16 protein-coding genes are annotated in these 15439 nt (G+C 43.1%); 11 read left to right on the top strand and 5 right to left on the bottom strand.

The annotated features are described in order from the left end of the window. Positions 1-142 precede the first annotated feature (142 nt). Positions 143-1819 carry an AMP-binding protein gene (locus tag FTU00_RS11600; RefSeq protein WP_180003777.1) on the top strand — a complete coding sequence of 559 codons (1677 nt, stop codon included), beginning with the start codon at positions 143-145 and terminating at the stop codon, positions 1817-1819. A 36-nt stretch (positions 1820-1855) separates the two neighbouring features. Here the strand turns inward: FTU00_RS11600 and FTU00_RS11605 are convergent, their stop codons facing one another. After that, on the bottom strand, positions 1856-2242 hold the full coding sequence (locus tag FTU00_RS11605) for a hypothetical protein (protein ID WP_034703874.1): 387 nt from the start codon (positions 2240-2242) through the stop codon (positions 1856-1858). 100 nt (positions 2243-2342) lie between these two features. Between FTU00_RS11605 and FTU00_RS11610 the strand changes: the two genes are divergently transcribed. Continuing rightward, a complete protein-coding gene (locus tag FTU00_RS11610; RefSeq protein ID WP_004787362.1) occupies positions 2343-2741 on the top strand; it encodes an MAPEG family protein in 399 nt (132 codons plus the stop codon). Between the two features lie 120 nt (positions 2742-2861). After that, complete coding sequence (gene ppa, locus FTU00_RS11615) at positions 2862-3398, top strand: inorganic diphosphatase (RefSeq protein ID WP_005233448.1); 537 nt, start codon at positions 2862-2864, stop codon at positions 3396-3398. A 101-nt stretch (positions 3399-3499) separates the two neighbouring features. Here ppa and FTU00_RS11620 read toward each other — a convergent pair whose 3' ends face one another. Next, positions 3500-4852 (bottom strand): OprD family outer membrane porin, encoded by a 1353-nt coding sequence (locus FTU00_RS11620; RefSeq protein WP_180011319.1) that lies wholly within the window; start codon positions 4850-4852, stop codon positions 3500-3502. 870 nt (positions 4853-5722) lie between these two features. Here FTU00_RS11620 and FTU00_RS11625 point away from each other — a divergent pair. Further along, positions 5723-6451 carry a TorF family putative porin gene (locus tag FTU00_RS11625; protein WP_180179740.1) on the top strand — a complete coding sequence of 243 codons (729 nt, stop codon included), beginning with the start codon at positions 5723-5725 and terminating at the stop codon, positions 6449-6451. Positions 6452-6498: 47 nt separating this feature from the next. Here FTU00_RS11625 and FTU00_RS11630 read toward each other — a convergent pair whose 3' ends face one another. Both FTU00_RS11630 and FTU00_RS11635 read right to left on the bottom strand, forming a co-directional pair. After that, entirely contained in the window at positions 6499-7989 is a 1491-nt protein-coding gene (locus tag FTU00_RS11630; RefSeq protein ID WP_180179741.1) for a YifB family Mg chelatase-like AAA ATPase, read from the bottom strand. 65 nt (positions 7990-8054) lie between these two features. Next, positions 8055-8282, bottom strand: coding sequence for an accessory factor UbiK family protein (locus tag FTU00_RS11635; RefSeq protein ID WP_034703445.1), 228 nt, complete (start codon positions 8280-8282; stop codon positions 8055-8057). 278 nt (positions 8283-8560) lie between these two features. Here FTU00_RS11635 and glnK point away from each other — a divergent pair, with 278 nt between their 5' ends. The 7 genes from glnK to FTU00_RS11670 all read left to right on the top strand — a co-directional run bounded on the left by glnK (position 8561) and on the right by FTU00_RS11670 (position 14700). Further along, positions 8561-8899, top strand: a complete 339-nt coding sequence (glnK, locus tag FTU00_RS11640; RefSeq protein WP_004650081.1) for a P-II family nitrogen regulator — start codon at positions 8561-8563, stop codon at positions 8897-8899. 60 nt (positions 8900-8959) lie between these two features. Then, positions 8960-10375 carry an ammonium transporter gene (locus tag FTU00_RS11645; protein WP_180179742.1) on the top strand — a complete coding sequence of 472 codons (1416 nt, stop codon included), beginning with the start codon at positions 8960-8962 and terminating at the stop codon, positions 10373-10375. Between the two features lie 139 nt (positions 10376-10514). Beyond that, positions 10515-10982, top strand: a complete 468-nt coding sequence (gene nrdR / locus FTU00_RS11650; protein WP_004787309.1) for a transcriptional regulator NrdR — start codon at positions 10515-10517, stop codon at positions 10980-10982. Positions 10983-10984: 2 nt separating this feature from the next. Then, the gene (ribD, locus tag FTU00_RS11655; protein ID WP_180179743.1) at positions 10985-12073 is read left to right on the top strand and encodes a bifunctional diaminohydroxyphosphoribosylaminopyrimidine deaminase/5-amino-6-(5-phosphoribosylamino)uracil reductase RibD; all 1089 of its coding nucleotides are present in this window, start codon (positions 10985-10987) and stop codon (positions 12071-12073) included. After that, on the top strand, positions 12070-13362 hold the full coding sequence (locus FTU00_RS11660; protein WP_004787305.1) for a DNA adenine methylase: 1293 nt from the start codon (positions 12070-12072) through the stop codon (positions 13360-13362). The genes ribD and FTU00_RS11660 overlap by 4 nt, the downstream gene beginning before the upstream one ends. 23 nt (positions 13363-13385) lie before the next feature. Then, positions 13386-14045, top strand: a complete 660-nt coding sequence (locus FTU00_RS11665) for a riboflavin synthase (RefSeq protein ID WP_180179744.1) — start codon at positions 13386-13388, stop codon at positions 14043-14045. 109 nt (positions 14046-14154) lie between these two features. After that, positions 14155-14700: a VTT domain-containing protein gene (locus tag FTU00_RS11670; RefSeq protein ID WP_180179745.1), complete on the top strand. Its 546-nt coding sequence runs from the start codon at positions 14155-14157 to the stop codon at positions 14698-14700. A 102-nt stretch (positions 14701-14802) separates the two neighbouring features. Here FTU00_RS11670 and FTU00_RS11675 read toward each other — a convergent pair whose 3' ends face one another. Continuing rightward, complete coding sequence (locus tag FTU00_RS11675) at positions 14803-15417, bottom strand: hypothetical protein (protein WP_180179746.1); 615 nt, start codon at positions 15415-15417, stop codon at positions 14803-14805. Positions 15418-15439: the final 22 nt, after the last annotated feature.

Here is a 15439-nt window from a genome sequence, read left to right on the forward strand (position 1 = left end):
TCCATGAATCGAAATACGTTATATATGAGTAACGATTCGACAAATGGATGCAATGTTGCACATATACAAGTCTAAAAAATGACGTGCAGCATTGAAAAAAACAGTTGAACTACTAAGGATTATGATTGGAGAGATTGGCATTATGGAAAAAATTTGGTTCGCTGAATACCAAAAAACAGGGATTCCAGAAACTGTAGAATTACCAGCAGAAAATACATCTCTGGTTGATATTTTTGAACGCAATTTCCAAAAATTTGGCTCACGTGATGCCTTTATCTTTATGGATAAGACTTTAACGTTCAATGAGTTGGAAGAAGCTAGTCGTAAATTCGCAGCATATTTACAAAGTTTGGGTCTGGCAAAAGGCACACGTGTTGCCGTAATGATGCCAAACGTTCTTCAGTATCCGGTCGTAGCATTGGGGGTGTTCCGCGCTGGTTTAGTACTGGTGAATGTAAATCCACTGTATACATCACGTGAGCTTGAGCATCAGTTAAAAGATTCTGGCGCTGAAGTTCTGGTCATTATTGAGAACTTTGCAAGCGTTTATCAGTCAATTATTGGCAAAACACCTGTGAAGCACGTCGTGGTTGCTTCTGTGGGTGACATGCTGGGTGCTTTAAAAGGTACTTTGGTGAACTTCGTATTGCGTTCAGTACGTAAGCAGATTCCGGCATGGGATATTCCAGGTCACATCAAGTTCAATGCTGCACTGAACAAGGTAAATCCAAGCAACTATAAACGCCCTGAATTGACTTTAAGTGATACTGCTGTACTTCAGTACACAGGTGGTACTACCGGTGTTTCTAAAGGTGCTGAACTGACTCATCGTAACCTGGTTGCTAACCTGTTGCAGTGTGACGGTATCTTCCAGAGCAAATTCGGTGCGCAAGATGGCCAGCCAGATGACCGTATTTTCTGTGCTTTACCGCTTTATCACATCTTTGCTTTCATGGTCTGTGCACTTTACGGCATGTATAAAGGTCAGGCGAACGTTCTGATTCCTAACCCGCGTGACCTGCCTGCGGTGATGAAAGAATTACGTAAATACCAGCCAACATTCTTCCCTGCTGTGAACACGCTGTTTAATGCGCTTGTAAACAACGAAGAGTTCAAGCAACTGGATCATAGCCGTTTAAAAATGGCGATGGGCGGTGGTATGGCTGTTCTGCCTTCTACTGCAGAAGCTTGGAAGAAAATTACTGGCACTAACATCATTGAAGGTTATGGCCTGTCTGAAACTTCTCCAGTAGCAACTGCGAACCCACCGGCATCTGAAGCATTTAGCGGTACGATTGGTATTCCGTTACCTTCGACTGAAGTTGCAATTCTGGATGATGACGGTAATGAAGTTGCACTCGGTGAGCAGGGTGAAATCTCAATCCGTGGTCCACAGGTGATGAAAGGCTATTGGAACCGTCCGGATGAAACCGATAAAGTGATGGTAAATGGCTTCTTCCGTACCGGTGATATCGGTGTTATGGATTCACGTGGTTACATCAAAATCGTTGACCGTAAGAAAGACATGATTCTGGTCTCTGGCTTCAACGTTTATCCTTCTGAAATTGAAGAAGTCGTTGCGAAACATCCAAAAGTACTGGAAGTGGCTGCAATTGGTGTACCAGATGAAAAATCAGGTGAAGTGCCAAAACTGTTTGTGGTGAAGAAAGACCCTTCATTGACGACTGAAGAAGTTCTGGCATTTGCGAAAGAAAACCTGACCGGTTATAAACGCCCACGTTATGTTGAATTTATGGATGAATTACCGAAATCTAACGTAGGCAAAATCCTGCGTAAAGACCTACGTAAGACTGCATAAATCCTGCAATAAAAAAAGCGCCTAAGGGCGCTTTTTTTAATTCTCTTTTTTCATTAGCCAGCGGTCGAAGTAAGGACGTCCTACCCCGATCACACCCAAAAAAATAAACATGGTACCAAACTGGCGGTTAAATCCTCTCAAATTAAAACTGCCATAACTGAGAATATTATCTATCAAGCAATAAATGATGATCGCGACTACCCAGTGCCAGATCGGCATACGCTTGATGCCCACGGCATAGAAGGCAATCCATAAGATGGCAAAGGTAAAGAGGGGAGACCAGATATTCATATTGGCACAAATGACCGCTATCAGAAATGCAACAATCGGCAATACGATTTTTAATACGCGATCCACTTGACGTTGATGCTGGCGCTGTTTCTCGAGGACATCGAACATTTCATTTTGATCAGGGCTGACCATAGTGAATCCTTAATCATTTATAAAAACACTCTATTTAACAAAATTTATTCACGAAACGCCATGCTATGATAGACATAAAAATTCTCAAGAGAAAAATCAGATGCATAGCATTAGTGGGGTTATCTATCTCATTTTGGCAGCTTGTCTTTTACCCTATGTTTTTACCTTGATTGCGAAAAAATCGGCAGGGTTTCGTGCAAAAGACAATCAGAATCCGCGGGCATTTTTAGAAAAGTCTACAGGCCTGGCCAGTCGCGCCAATGCCGCTCAGCAAAATAGCTTTGAAAGCTTACCGCTCTTTATCGCCTCGATTCTGATGGCAGAATATATGGTCGTGTCGCAAAGTCTGGTGATGACCTTTGGGATTGCCTATCTGGTTTTTCGGGTCATCTATGGGATCTGTTATCTGGCGAACTGGTCGACCTTACGTTCAATTGTCTGGCTGTTATCCTTATTATGTCCAATAACCTTACTGCTGTTAATTATCAAAATCTCTTAAGCCAAAAATAAAGCAGGTCGAGATATTTACAGTTCGATATTTTAAAATCAAAAAAAATCTGTAAAAACCGTTATAATTATCGCGGTTTTTAAAAGATATAACTTGTTAAAGAGTGATGCTATGAGCTACAGCAATATCCCAGCGGGTAAAGATGCGCCAAACGACATCTATGTCATTATCGAAATTCCTGCAAATGCAGCACCAATCAAATATGAAATCGATAAAGATTCTGATGCATTATTTGTAGACCGTTTCATGGGTACAGCAATGTTCTACCCAGCAAACTATGGTTATGTACCAAATACACTTTCTCTAGATGGCGACCCTCTAGACGTATTGGTGGTAACTCCACATCCAGTAGAGCCAGGTTCAGTTATTCGTTGCCGTCCTGTGGGTAAACTGAACATGGAAGATGACGGTGGTGTTGATGCGAAACTGGTTGCAGTTCCACACGACAAACTGACTCCGATCTACAAAGATGTTCAAGAATATACTGATCTTCCTCCATTACTGATCAGCCAAATCGAACACTTCTTCCAGCATTACAAAGACTTGGAACCAGGCAAATGGGTTAAGTTAAGTGGTTGGGAAGGTGCTGATGTTGCTAAACAAGAAGTACTTAGCTCAATTGCAGCTTATGCAGAAGCAAATAAATAATTCATTTGCTTTTCAGTTTAAGTCTTTAACTTTTTAAAGCTTAAACAAAAAAAACCTGCACAATGTGCAGGTTTTTTATTATGGTTTGAAATTCGGGTGAATTAGAATAATTTCACAGGAATGTCTAACCAAATACGCCATTCGTTGGTGTCACCAATGTAGTTAGATTGGTAATCATTGCTTGCACGGTAGTAAGAGTGACGTAAACGCAAGCTTGCATCTTTAGCAAAACCAGATTGAACAGTGTATTTCACTTGGTTAAAGAATTCACGTTCATGAGCATCGCTAGTCGCTAACACTGAACGATCGCCTTCAGGGTCTGCTGGTACATCAATATCCCAACCATATACAAATGCTGAAGTCCAAGATAGACCAGGAACATTTACAGCACCGAAGTCAAATGTGTATTGAAGTTGTGCTGATTTTTCATTATTACCAATGAAGTCAGACAGGTATGAGTTTGGTAGATAAATCGTTTGATGACCATCACCTACACCGCGACCCAAACCATAGTCATAGCCTGTGTTACCAGTATTCTGTTGGTAAGCCACCATGACATTGTGCGGACCAGTATTGTAAGTGGTAGAAATAGCCCAAATATTGTTGCTTAAGTTACTCAAGTCATTTGTGGTATGAGAATAAGTATATGCACCACCGTCAGCTTTTTTATCCCACTCAGTATGATAGCCACTAAAATCGTGAGTTAAAGTGCCGCCATTGGCTACTGCATAGCTATAGTTCGCATTCACATAATGACGGTCTAAACGGTCTTTAATATCTGTACCATAGTAAGAAGCGTTTAGCGCATCACTAAATTTATATTTCGCGCCCCAAACAACAGCACGATCAAGCTCGTTACCATCAGAGTCGATTTGGTCTGAATATTGGTTTTTAGTAAATTTACCAGCTGTTAATGACAGGTTATCAATTTCATTGCTAGTCACTAATACGCCTTCAAAGTATTCAGGAACGAGACGTGCAGTATTTGATGCCAATACAGGAAGATCTAAAACTTGGGTACCATATACAGCAGTGGTATTAGATACACGAGCTTTCACATAAGCCCCACCACGAGCCCAATGATCATAAGTATCGCCAGCACCTTTAACGTATTCACCTTTAGCGTTGAAACCATTTTCACGAGGAATCATACCATTACCGGCATTTTTGTTGTTTCCTAGTTTGAAAGAAGCATCACCGATGATCCCGGCACCAAAGCCGACGACACCTTGAGTAAAACCTGAATCCAGTTTTACGATTGCAGTCTGTGCAGCTGAACTTGTATCTGCTACGCCATTTTTCTTATCACGAGATAAATAACCAGTACGGAAAAGTACAGATCCTTCTGCGTCTTCTACAAAACCTTTAGACTCACTCTGCTCGCTAGCAAAAGCGGTTGAGATCAATGCAGCCTGAATCAAAACTGCCAATGTTAATTTTTTTGTGTTTTGCATTGGGAGAGAGCCTTATACAAATTGATGGAAATTTTTAGGAATTGTATAAGATTCGCTGAATAAATGTCATTTTTATTTACGATATTCCACTAAAGTCGATGGATTTTTTTTAATCTAAAGTGAATAATGGTAAGAGATCTAACAGTCTAAATCCTGACCATATAGTAAAAAAACAAATAAAAACAAAGATATTTTTTAAATATAAATTCTCTGAAGGGTATGACTCATGAGTGCATCAATAATATTTAAAATTAAAATTCTTAGAATGAAAAAGTTGAGTGTTCAAAATCTTCATTTTCTGTATCAGACTCTTCATTAATAATTTCTTAAAAGTGAGAATTGATTATAAATTATTGAATTTTAATATATAAATATTTAATTTAAATATTTATAAATCCAAAAATGCGCATAGATTTCTGAATAATAAAAAGTCATTCCATGAGCATCACTTTTTCTTGCTTAGCACTATTTTGAACTTTTTAATCCAGAAATTTTCTGAGTTTGAGCAAGAATCGAAAACTCGAATAGAGCAATGTGTTTCTCTACTTTTTATTTCTGCACCTTTTTTTAGCACAAAATTTAATCAAAGAGAAAATAGACTCAAAATGGCGCAACTTGTAAATGATTATGTATAAGACCGAAAAAAGAAAATAAATCTTTGAAAAAGGACCAAGGTTAAAAAGAATCTATTAAAGTGCTTTTTTTAAAAATTTAAATATAATTTAAAAACAAACACCTAGTGCTTTATTTTATTTTTATTCATCAGATTTTAGTTGTTTTATTCCAGATTGGCATAGCTCTTGCAGTTTCGAGCTTGAGTTTAATCAATGACCATAAAAAACGTCTCAGACGATCTGGGGGAGTCACACAATGAAATCAACATTAAAAGTATTATCTCTTGCTTTATTGGGCGCTGCATCTTCTTTCACTTTTGCGGATGAACCAGCTGCTGAACATTCAGTTTCTGGAAATATCAGTGTACTTTCAAGCTATAACCTGCGTGGGATTACCAACACACCTGAAAATAGCGGAGCTACTTTACAAGGCGGACTTGACTATAATCACGCCTCTGGCTTCTATGCAGGCTGGTGGGGTTCGACATTAGACTATGGTGATGATTTGCCCAATGCCTTTGAAAATGATTTTTATGCGGGCTATAACGGTTCAATCAATGAAGACTGGGGTTATACAGCGGGTTTAACTTATTATTACTATTATGATATTGGCAATACAGGCTCAAATGGTTTTGAAACCATGCTGGGTCTGACGTACAAAGATTTTGGTGTGACTGCTCAAACATTGCTTGAAGATCTTGATTGGGGTAATGCAGGGGATACCTATCTAAAAGGCACCTATAGCTATGCACTGCCAAAAGATTTTAGTCTGGATACTGCACTTGGCCTATATATTTATGCCAAAGATGGCGACATAAAAGGAACAGAAAACAGTTTCGGTTTCCGTCATTTCGATATCGGTCTAAGCAAGCCACTTGCTGATACAGGCATCACCGCCAGCATGAATTATATTTTTGGTGGTTATAACCGTTTTGAAGATAAACAGAAAAATAAAGTGGTATTAGGACTAGGCTACAGCTTCTAATCTTTGGGGTTTAAAAAAGGCGATCTCAGGTCGCCTTTTTTAATATTCTAAATCTGCTGCTGCCCGCGATAAGACAAGGCTTCCGATAAGTGCCCAGTCTGAATATCTGGACTTTGGTTAAGATCGGCAATGGTTCTGGCAACACGCAAAATCCGATGATAGCCTCGTGCTGACAAATTCAGTTTCTGCTGAGCCAGTTCAATCATTTTCTGAGCTGGTGGATCGAGAGAGGCGTATTGTTCTAGTTGCTTTGGACTAAGACTCATGTTCAAGGCATTTTGCCGTTCGATCTGAATATTATAGGCGGTGATCACGCGCTGTCTGACCGTTTCAGAGTTTTCGACAGGTTTATTGTCCTGTAATTCCTGTGCCTGTAAAGGTGGTACGTCAATATGCAGGTCAATCCGATCCAGTAATGGGCCAGAAATCCGGCTCTGATAACGCTTAATGCTTTCAGGTGAACATTGACAGCGGCTGTCCTGATTAAATGCATAACCGCATGGACAGGGATTCATGGCTGCCACCAGCTGAAAATTAGCTGGAAAAGTAATTTGCCGGGAAGCACGCGAAATCACAATTTCTTTGGACTCAAGCGGCTGACGTAATACTTCTAAAACCTTGCGGTCAAACTCAGGCAATTCGTCTAGAAATAACACCCCCAAATGCGCCAGTGTGATCTCTCCAGGTTTAGGATGTGAGCCACCGCCGACCAGTGCAATGGCAGACGCAGTATGATGCGGTGCCCGAAATGGCCGTTGGCCAAAAGGATGATTGGTATTCGCAATCGAGTAAATACTGGCAACTTCCAGATTTTCCTGAGTATTTAAGGGCGGTAAAATACTGGCGAGGCGCGATGCTAATAAGGTTTTACCTGTACCAGGTGGGCCGCGGAACAGCAGGGAATGGCCACCTGCAGCTGCAATTTCCAAGGCACGTCGTGGTCGCAATTGTCCTTTCACATCCGCAAGATCAAATTTATAAAAAGAGTGCTGATCTAATGGACTGGTCTTAAACGGGGGCAAGGTTTCTGCTTGAGCCAGATGTGCACAGACTTCCTGTAAATGATTGGCAGCAAATACCTGAAAATCCGGAAGCTGAGAGGCTTCCTGAGCATTCGGACTAGGCAAGATCAGTTGATGCTGTGCCTGCTGGCAGGCGATTGCAATACTCAGGATTCCTGTTACTGGCCGCAATTGACCATCTAGGGCCAGTTCACCAATAAATTCAAGGTCATCTGTGCAATTTTCTGGAAGCTGCCCTGAGGCCACTAAAATTCCTAGCGCAATCGGCAAGTCCAAACGTGAGCCATCTTTAGGTAGATCGGCAGGTGCCAGATTAATGGTCAGGCGTTTGGTCGGAAACTGAAAGCCGCTATTCAGAATAGCTGATCGAACCCGATCCTTACTTTCCCTGACTGCGGCTTCAGGAAGCCCCACAATGGTGAGGGAAGGCATGCCAGAACTCACATGAACTTCGACTTCAATTAAAGGTGCATGCAAGCCTAACAGGCCTCGCGTATAAATTTTGGCAAAAGACATATTGTTGTTCCAATATAGTGCATTATTTTTATTGTTCTCGTGTCTTTTGTGCACTGTAGTTGTGCTTATTTTTTAATCGAGACTTTTTCTTCTAGCTCTTCGACTTGTTTTAGTAAAACATTTAAACGCTGATTGGCATTATTTAGGGCAGTGCGTTGACGTTCGAGCTCTTCTTTAGACACTAAATCCATTTTACTGACGGCTTCATTGAGTAGGGCACGCAGATTGTGCTCCAGGTCCTTTTTAGGGTGTTCAACTTGCTGCAAAATTGCTTGTAACAGGGTTTCAATCATAATCTGATCCATCGCCATATAAATGCGCGGACAGTGTAGCATTGCTGCAAGAGTGACTTACAGTATTTCAGATAAAATATAGGCTGCTTCGATTAGTAATATTGTAAAAATCCACATAAAAAATATCCAATTTATGCAGATTCCAATACGTTATAAGTATAAAATAAAAGAGCAAGAAACATCGTGCCGGGCTTTCTAATTTCCCCCGACCTTAGGAATCTTGGCATGAAATTTGAACATAAAACCTTACTGGTGAAATAAGCCGAAGGAAAACAAACATGAAGCTCGTAACTGCAATTGTAAAACCTTTCAAATTGGATGATGTGCGTGAAGCATTATCTGAAATTGGTGTTCAAGGCATCACTGTGACTGAAGTCAAAGGCTTTGGTCGTCAAAAAGGCCATACTGAACTTTATCGTGGTGCTGAATACGTTGTAGATTTCCTACCGAAAGTCAAAATTGAAATCGCAATCAGCGACGAAATGGTTGATTCGGTAATTGAATCAATTACTCGTGTTGCAAGCACTGGCAAAATCGGTGACGGAAAAATTTTCGTAACTAACTTAGAACAAGTCATCCGTATTCGTACCGGTGAAACAGGTGCAGACGCTGTTTAATTTGGCACGAAGTTTGCTGAGTACCTAATAACTCACAAAAAACATGGTTGGGGGATACGAATGAAAAAAATGCTAATGGCGTTCGGCTTGTCCAGCGCTCTTTTAGGTGGTTCTGTTGCGTGGGCTGAAGAGGCCGTAACAGCACCAACACCTACTGAAGAAGTCGCACTTGTTGCAGAGACTGGTGATACTTCACTTACAACAACAGACACAACTACAGCAGAGATTGCTGAAGTGGCGCCAGCTGAACCAGCAGTGCCTGCAGAAGAAGAAGCTACTCTCGATACTGGCGATACAGCCTGGATTCTCACTTCAACAGCCCTTGTATTACTGATGACCATTCCAGGTTTAGCCCTGTTCTATGGCGGTATGGTCCGTAAGAAAAACGTATTGGGAACCATGGCACACAGCTTTGTTGCTGCAGCCGTAGTCAGTATTGCCTGGGTCGTGATTGGCTATACATTGGCCTTTGGTGAAGGAAATGCCTTTATCGGCAGTTTGGACAAGCTCATGCTGGCTGGAATAACCACCGATGCGCTTTCAGGCACAATTCCTGAAATCCTGTTCGTGATCTTCCAAATGACGTTTGCCATTATTACGGTTGCCATCATCAGCGGTTCGATTGCTGAGCGTATGAAGTTTGGTGCTTTTGTGGCATTCATTGCACTCTGGGTGATTCTGGTGTATGCACCAATTACTCACTGGGTATGGGGTGGCGGCTGGTTAGGCAACGACGGTGCGCTTGACTTTGCTGGTGGTACAGTCGTTCACATCAACTCAGGTGTAGCGGGTCTGGTTGCAGCCTACATGCTTGGTAAACGTATGGGCCTTGGCCGTGAATCAATGGCGCCACATAATCTGACTTTAACTGTAGTCGGTGCAAGCTTACTTTGGGTAGGTTGGTTTGGCTTCAATGGTGGTTCAGCATTGGGTGCGAATGGTTCTGCAGGTTATGCGCTGATCGTAACTCAAGTTGCAGCAGCGGCAGCAGCGATCTCTTGGTTAATTACTGAAAAAGTAGTACGTGGTAAAGCCTCTGTATTAGGTGGGGCTTCTGGTGCGGTAGCAGGTCTGGTGGTGATTACTCCAGCGGCTGGTTTCGTTACTGTCGGTGGTGCACTGGCAATGGGTTTGATCGGTGGTGTGGTATGTTTCTGGGGTATTACTGCTCTGAAACGCGCACTAAAAGCCGACGATTCTCTAGATGCCTTTGGTTTGCACGGTGTGGGTGGTATCGTTGGTGCGATTCTGACAGCATTCTTCGCAAGCGAATTCATCATGGGTGATGCTGCTCCAGCAAATGTAATGAGCCAACTTTGGGTTCAAGTTGAAGGTGTACTTGCAACCATCGCTTACTCTGCAGTATTAACTTTCGTGATTCTTAAAGTGATTGATCTGATCATCGGTATCCGTGTTTCTTCTGATGATGAACGCATGGGTCTGGACTTAAGTCAACATGGCGAACGTGTAGAATAATCTGCTAAAACAATAATCAATATATTGTGTAAAACAGCCCATCTGGGCTGTTTTTTTTCTATATGTTGCGTAAAACTCTACAAAGTTTGGAATTTTTGCTACACTCGGAAATCATCAGGATTTGTTCAATTAAACCGCTATGCATTGCCCATTTTGCAATACACCAGACAGTAAAGTGATTGATTCACGCCTGGCCGCTGAAGGTTGCCAGATTCGCCGCCGTCGTGAATGCGTCAGTTGTAATGAACGCTTTACCACCTTTGAAAGTTATGAAGTGGTGATGCCGCGTGTCATCAAATCTGATGGCAAGAATGAACCCTTTGATGAAGCCAAATTACGCCGTTCCCTGATGCATGCCTTGCAGAAACGTCCTGTGACGCAAGAACAGATTGAAACGGTACTCAGTGATATTCAATTACAGATTCGCCGTCTGGGTGAGCGTGATGTGAAATCACGCACTATTGGTGAAATTGTCATGCAATCTCTATTTGCACTTGATCATGTGGCTTATGTCCGTTTTGCTTCGGTCTATCAGGATTTTCAGGATGTCGAGGCTTTTCGTCGTCAAATTGAACAGATGCAGCAACGTGGCGAATTTCAAGAATAAGCATGACTGAATTCACTCAAGATCAAGTCTGGATGCGCCGTGCCATCGAACTGGCACGTCAGGGACAGTATTCCACTAAACCGAATCCAAACGTTGGCTGTGTCATTGTCAAAGATGGCGTAGTAGTGGGCGAAGGTTTTCATCCCAAAGCGGGTCAGCCACATGCTGAAGTCTTTGCAATGCGTGAGGCCGGTGAGCAGGCCTATGGTGCAACCGCTTATGTAACTTTGGAACCCTGTGCGCATTATGGCCGTACACCTCCATGTGCCAAAGGTCTGGTTGAAGCTGGCGTAGCCAAAGTGATTGTGGCTTGTCCTGATCCGAATCCACTGGTCGCTGGCAAAGGTGTGCAAATCCTGAAAGATGCCGGAATCGACGTTGAAGTCGGCATTTGTGAAGATGAAGCACATCCACTGAATGATGGCTTTCTAAAAGCGATGGCGACTGGGATGCCTTATGTCCGTTTGAAAATTGCATCGAGTCTGGATGGCCGTACGGCAATGGCATCGGGTGAATCGAAATGGATTACTGGGCCTGAAGCGCGTCAGGATGTACAGCATTGGCGTGCGATTTCTGGCGCGGTGATTACCGGTATTGAAACCGTATTAGCCGATGATTGTCAGCTCAATGTCCGTAGCTTAAACGGTGTGGATGACATCAGCAGCATTGTTCAGCCAAAACGGATTATTCTGGATCGTCAGGGGCGTTTGCCACTCACTGCCAAGCTCTTGAAAAATCCAGAAACGGTAATGGTGATGGGGCCTTATTGTCCGGAACTAGCCGACCTCGGCGTGATTCAACTTGAGATTCAGCCTTTAAAAGAATTATTACAGCAACTGGTTCAGCAGCATCAGATTTATGATGTGCTGGTAGAAGCAGGGGCGACCTTATCTACCGTATTTTTACAGGCAGGACTGGTGGATGAACTCATCAGTTATGTTGCACCAACCTTATTGGGGCAAACTGCGCGTAGTATGTTCAATGCAGAATTTAGCCGAATGGCAGAACAACTTCGATTTAAGTTGCAGGACGTGACCCGTTTGGGTGACGACGTGCGCTTCAGGTTAATTCCTTCTCAAGAGACACTATGAATTCAGAGTCTACGGTTTATCACAAACGCCGCCATGCGGCACGTACTACCGATGAATATCTTTTCCATCAGTTGGTTCCTTATTTGGGGAACAAACGCCGTTTACTACATTTAATTCTGGAAGCACTTGAGAGCACGGGAACCTTAAAACGTGAAGATGGCCGTGCGCCGATATTTGCCGATTTCTTTGCCGGTTCTGGTGTGGTATCACGTTTGGCACGTCAAAATGGCTATCGTGTCATTGCCAATGACTGGGAACCCTATAGCCATGCGCTGAATCATGCAGTTCTGGCATGCACTGATGCACCTGCATTTAAAGAACTGGGTGGCTATCAGAAAGCGATCGACTATCTAAACCGTCTGCCTGAAGTCAAAGGCTGGGTGACGCATAACCTGTGTCCACGCAATGACGAAATCTATGATCCGACCCGTGACCGTTTGTTCTTCAAGCGCCGTAATGGCATGCGTATTGATGCCATTCGTCAGCAGATTGCGACCTGGCAGGCGCAAGGTGCAATCGATGATGTCGAGATGAGTGCTTTGTTAGCACCGCTGCTATATTCAGCCAGTTTTGTCAGCAATACTTCTGGTGTATTTAAAAGTTTTCATCATGGTTGGGGTGGAAAAACCCAGACTGCACTAGAACGTATTGAATCTTTACTTTGGTTAACGCCAAGCCGTTTCTGTGAAGATGCCAAGCATCAAGGACCTGCTGCAGAAATGTGGTGTGTAGATGCCCAACATCTGGCCAATCAGATGAGTGGATTTGAAGTCGATGTGGCTTATCTTGATCCACCGTATAACCAGCATGCTTATAGCAGTAACTATCATGTGCTGAATGCTTTAACACTGTGGGATCAGGTGGATCTGCCGACTCCAGACACTAAAGGCTTCAAGAGCGGGATTGACCGTGCATGGCGTAAAGAACGTCCAAGTCAGTACAACTCATCCAAGCATGCCAAAGAAGCCTATGAAACTTTGTTGGCGACCATTAATGCGCGTTTTATCCTGACCAGTTATTCAACCGATGGTAATATCAGTGCCACAGATTTGCTGCAGGCCAACCTGAAACGTGGCCGTGTAACCTTGCTCACTCAGGATGTGCCACGTTATCGTGTCAGTAAGCAGCGCCAGTCTGAACGTGCACGCGTATTGGAATTTATTGTAATTACCGACACGCATGCCAAGTCAGGTCCGCCAATTCGTCAGTTACTGAGCCAGTTGCATCATTATGCTGAGCTGGGCGGTGTGGATACGACCGGCGTGAGCACCCAATTGGCCTTGTGGTAAGCGCAGAGAAAAAGGAAATAAAGATGTTTACAGGTATTATTGAAAGTCTGGGCAAGGTCGAGAGCTTGCAAAGCGTTGGCGGTGATGTACGCTTACGCATCCAGACGGATCTGGATATGTCCGATGTACATCTGGGTGACTCGATTGCCACCAATGGCATCTGTCTGACCGTAATTGACTGGGGTGAGAACTGGTATGCTGCAGACGTATCACGTGAAAGCCTGGACCGGACTACACTGGCTAACTGGAAAGTCGGCCAACCTGTAAATGTCGAAAAGGCAATGCTGCCAACTACACGCTTTGGCGGACATATTGTCTCTGGTCATGTCGATGCGGTTGGTGAAATCACGGTAGTACGTTCCGATGCCCGTTCCATCTACTTTGAAGTGACTGCACCAAAAGAAATTGCCAAATATCTGGCAGAGAAGGGCTCTATAACAGTAGATGGTATCAGCCTGACCATCAATCACTTACGTGGAAATATCCTTAGTCTGAATCTGATTCCGCATACAGCCGAACGTACCAATATTAGCACTTGGAAATTAGGTACTAAAGTCAATCTGGAAGTAGATGTGTTGGCGCGTTATATCGAGCGGTTATTACTGGGTGACAAGGCCGCAGAAAATACAGAACAGTCTAAAATCAGCATGGAATTCTTAGCCGAAAATGGTTTTTTGAAATAAATCCGCTGAGCAATTACCAGACAGTCTAATTGAAAAATTAGACTGTCTTTTTATTTTTCGGGATAATACGTAGCTCAACTCGCGATTTTAGCCCCAGTGGACAGGTCGAATGCTCGATTTTTTACTTCATCTTGAACAGTCTTTACCCTTATTGCTGGAGCAGTATGGGGTGTGGATCTATGCAATTTTGTTCCTGGTGATTTTTGCAGAAACAGGTTCGCCATTTTTCTTTTTTTTGCCCGGTGACAGTCTGTTGATTGCTGTCGGTGCGCTGTGTTCCAGCTCTGACCTGATTACCTTGCACTCCATGGGTTTATTGCTACTAATTGCTTCGATTCTGGGCTATACCGTGAATTATTATTCGGGCAGGGTGCTCGGATTAAAGTATTTCAATGAGCATTCACGGTTTTTCAAACCCGAATATATGGTCAAAACCAATCATTATTTTATGAAACATGGTGGCAAGACGATCTTAATTGCGCGTTTTATTCCCTTTGTACGTTCCTTCGGCCCTTTTGCGGCAGGTTCAGGCCATATGAGCTTTGCGACTTTCAGTTTTTATAATGTGACCGGTGGTCTTCTCTGGATCAGTACGCTATTGGGAGCAGGCTATTTGCTTGGCAATACCGCATTTTTACTGGCTGACTTGTTTTAATTTTAAAGTAGATTTTAGCTAGATAGAATAAGTTTAAATAAGGCAAGCAAGGGGTTAAGGCTGAAAAATAAAAAGACTCTTTCAGCCAACTGACTATCAACTTTACTCAGTCAGATCAGAATTTTTCAGAATATAGTCAATTTCTTCTTTGGCTGCAGCGCGTAATTTCTCACGCAGTGCATTGACGGTTTGTTCAATCACAGTTTCTGCTTCGAGTTCCAGACGTAACCGTAAGCTTTCTAGCTCAGACAAAATCTGGGTATCGTCGATATTTAAGCGACCTCTGGCAAAGTCGAGCACCTGATCCGGATTTTTCTGATAGCGCGCGGCATAATCCTGAACTTCAGTATCCAGTATATGACGCATTTCAGCCAGCTTCCGGGTCTGCTCGGCAAATTTTCGCTCTTCATCACGGCGTAGTTGTTCGGCATAAGCCTGTTCTTCAGCACGTTTTTCGGCTAAGGCTTTTTCGAGTGCCCGTTGTCTACGAATGCGTGCTTCTTCAATCAGTTCAGCCTTGCGCTGTGCATATGCTGCTTCAATTTTACGCTCAGACTCTTTCTGTAACTGCTGGTCGCGGACGAGCCATTCTTCTACAGCGGTTTCAGGCTTAAGTACTTCACAAATGCGCGAGAGGTCATCGATAAAGGTCTGACGTACAGCCTCAGGCGTGTTTAACCAGCGCTGTTTAAAATCTGGACCTACATTTAATGCCACTTGCATCTCCTTGTTCACGTGA

It is taken from the genome of Acinetobacter sp. YH12041 (assembly GCF_013419975.1).
GTDB lineage: Bacteria > Pseudomonadota > Gammaproteobacteria > Pseudomonadales > Moraxellaceae > Acinetobacter.

Bases quoted from the DNA above. Each gene is read 5' to 3' on its own strand.
- FTU00_RS11660 (WP_004787305.1), top strand. From the start codon at position 12,070: ATGAATTCAGAGTCTACGGTTTATCACAAACGCCGCCATGCGGCACGT.
- FTU00_RS11630 (WP_180179741.1), bottom strand. From the start codon at position 7,989: ATGTCTTTTGCCAAAATTTATACGCGAGGCCTGTTAGGCTTGCATGCA.
- FTU00_RS11635 (WP_034703445.1), bottom strand. From the start codon at position 8,282: ATGATTGAAACCCTGTTACAAGCAATTTTGCAGCAAGTTGAACACCCT.
- FTU00_RS11670 (WP_180179745.1), top strand. From the start codon at position 14,155: ATGCTCGATTTTTTACTTCATCTTGAACAGTCTTTACCCTTATTGCTG.
- ribD (WP_180179743.1), top strand. From the start codon at position 10,985: ATGACTGAATTCACTCAAGATCAAGTCTGGATGCGCCGTGCCATCGAA.
- ppa (WP_005233448.1), top strand. From the start codon at position 2,862: ATGAGCTACAGCAATATCCCAGCGGGTAAAGATGCGCCAAACGACATC.
- FTU00_RS11600 (WP_180003777.1), top strand. From the start codon at position 143: ATGGAAAAAATTTGGTTCGCTGAATACCAAAAAACAGGGATTCCAGAA.
- FTU00_RS11620 (WP_180011319.1), bottom strand. From the start codon at position 4,852: ATGCAAAACACAAAAAAATTAACATTGGCAGTTTTGATTCAGGCTGCA.
- FTU00_RS11605 (WP_034703874.1), bottom strand. From the start codon at position 2,242: ATGGTCAGCCCTGATCAAAATGAAATGTTCGATGTCCTCGAGAAACAG.
- FTU00_RS11625 (WP_180179740.1), top strand. From the start codon at position 5,723: ATGAAATCAACATTAAAAGTATTATCTCTTGCTTTATTGGGCGCTGCA.
- nrdR (WP_004787309.1), top strand. From the start codon at position 10,515: ATGCATTGCCCATTTTGCAATACACCAGACAGTAAAGTGATTGATTCA.
- FTU00_RS11665 (WP_180179744.1), top strand. From the start codon at position 13,386: ATGTTTACAGGTATTATTGAAAGTCTGGGCAAGGTCGAGAGCTTGCAA.
- FTU00_RS11610 (WP_004787362.1), top strand. From the start codon at position 2,343: ATGCATAGCATTAGTGGGGTTATCTATCTCATTTTGGCAGCTTGTCTT.
- glnK (WP_004650081.1), top strand. From the start codon at position 8,561: ATGAAGCTCGTAACTGCAATTGTAAAACCTTTCAAATTGGATGATGTG.
- FTU00_RS11645 (WP_180179742.1), top strand. From the start codon at position 8,960: ATGAAAAAAATGCTAATGGCGTTCGGCTTGTCCAGCGCTCTTTTAGGT.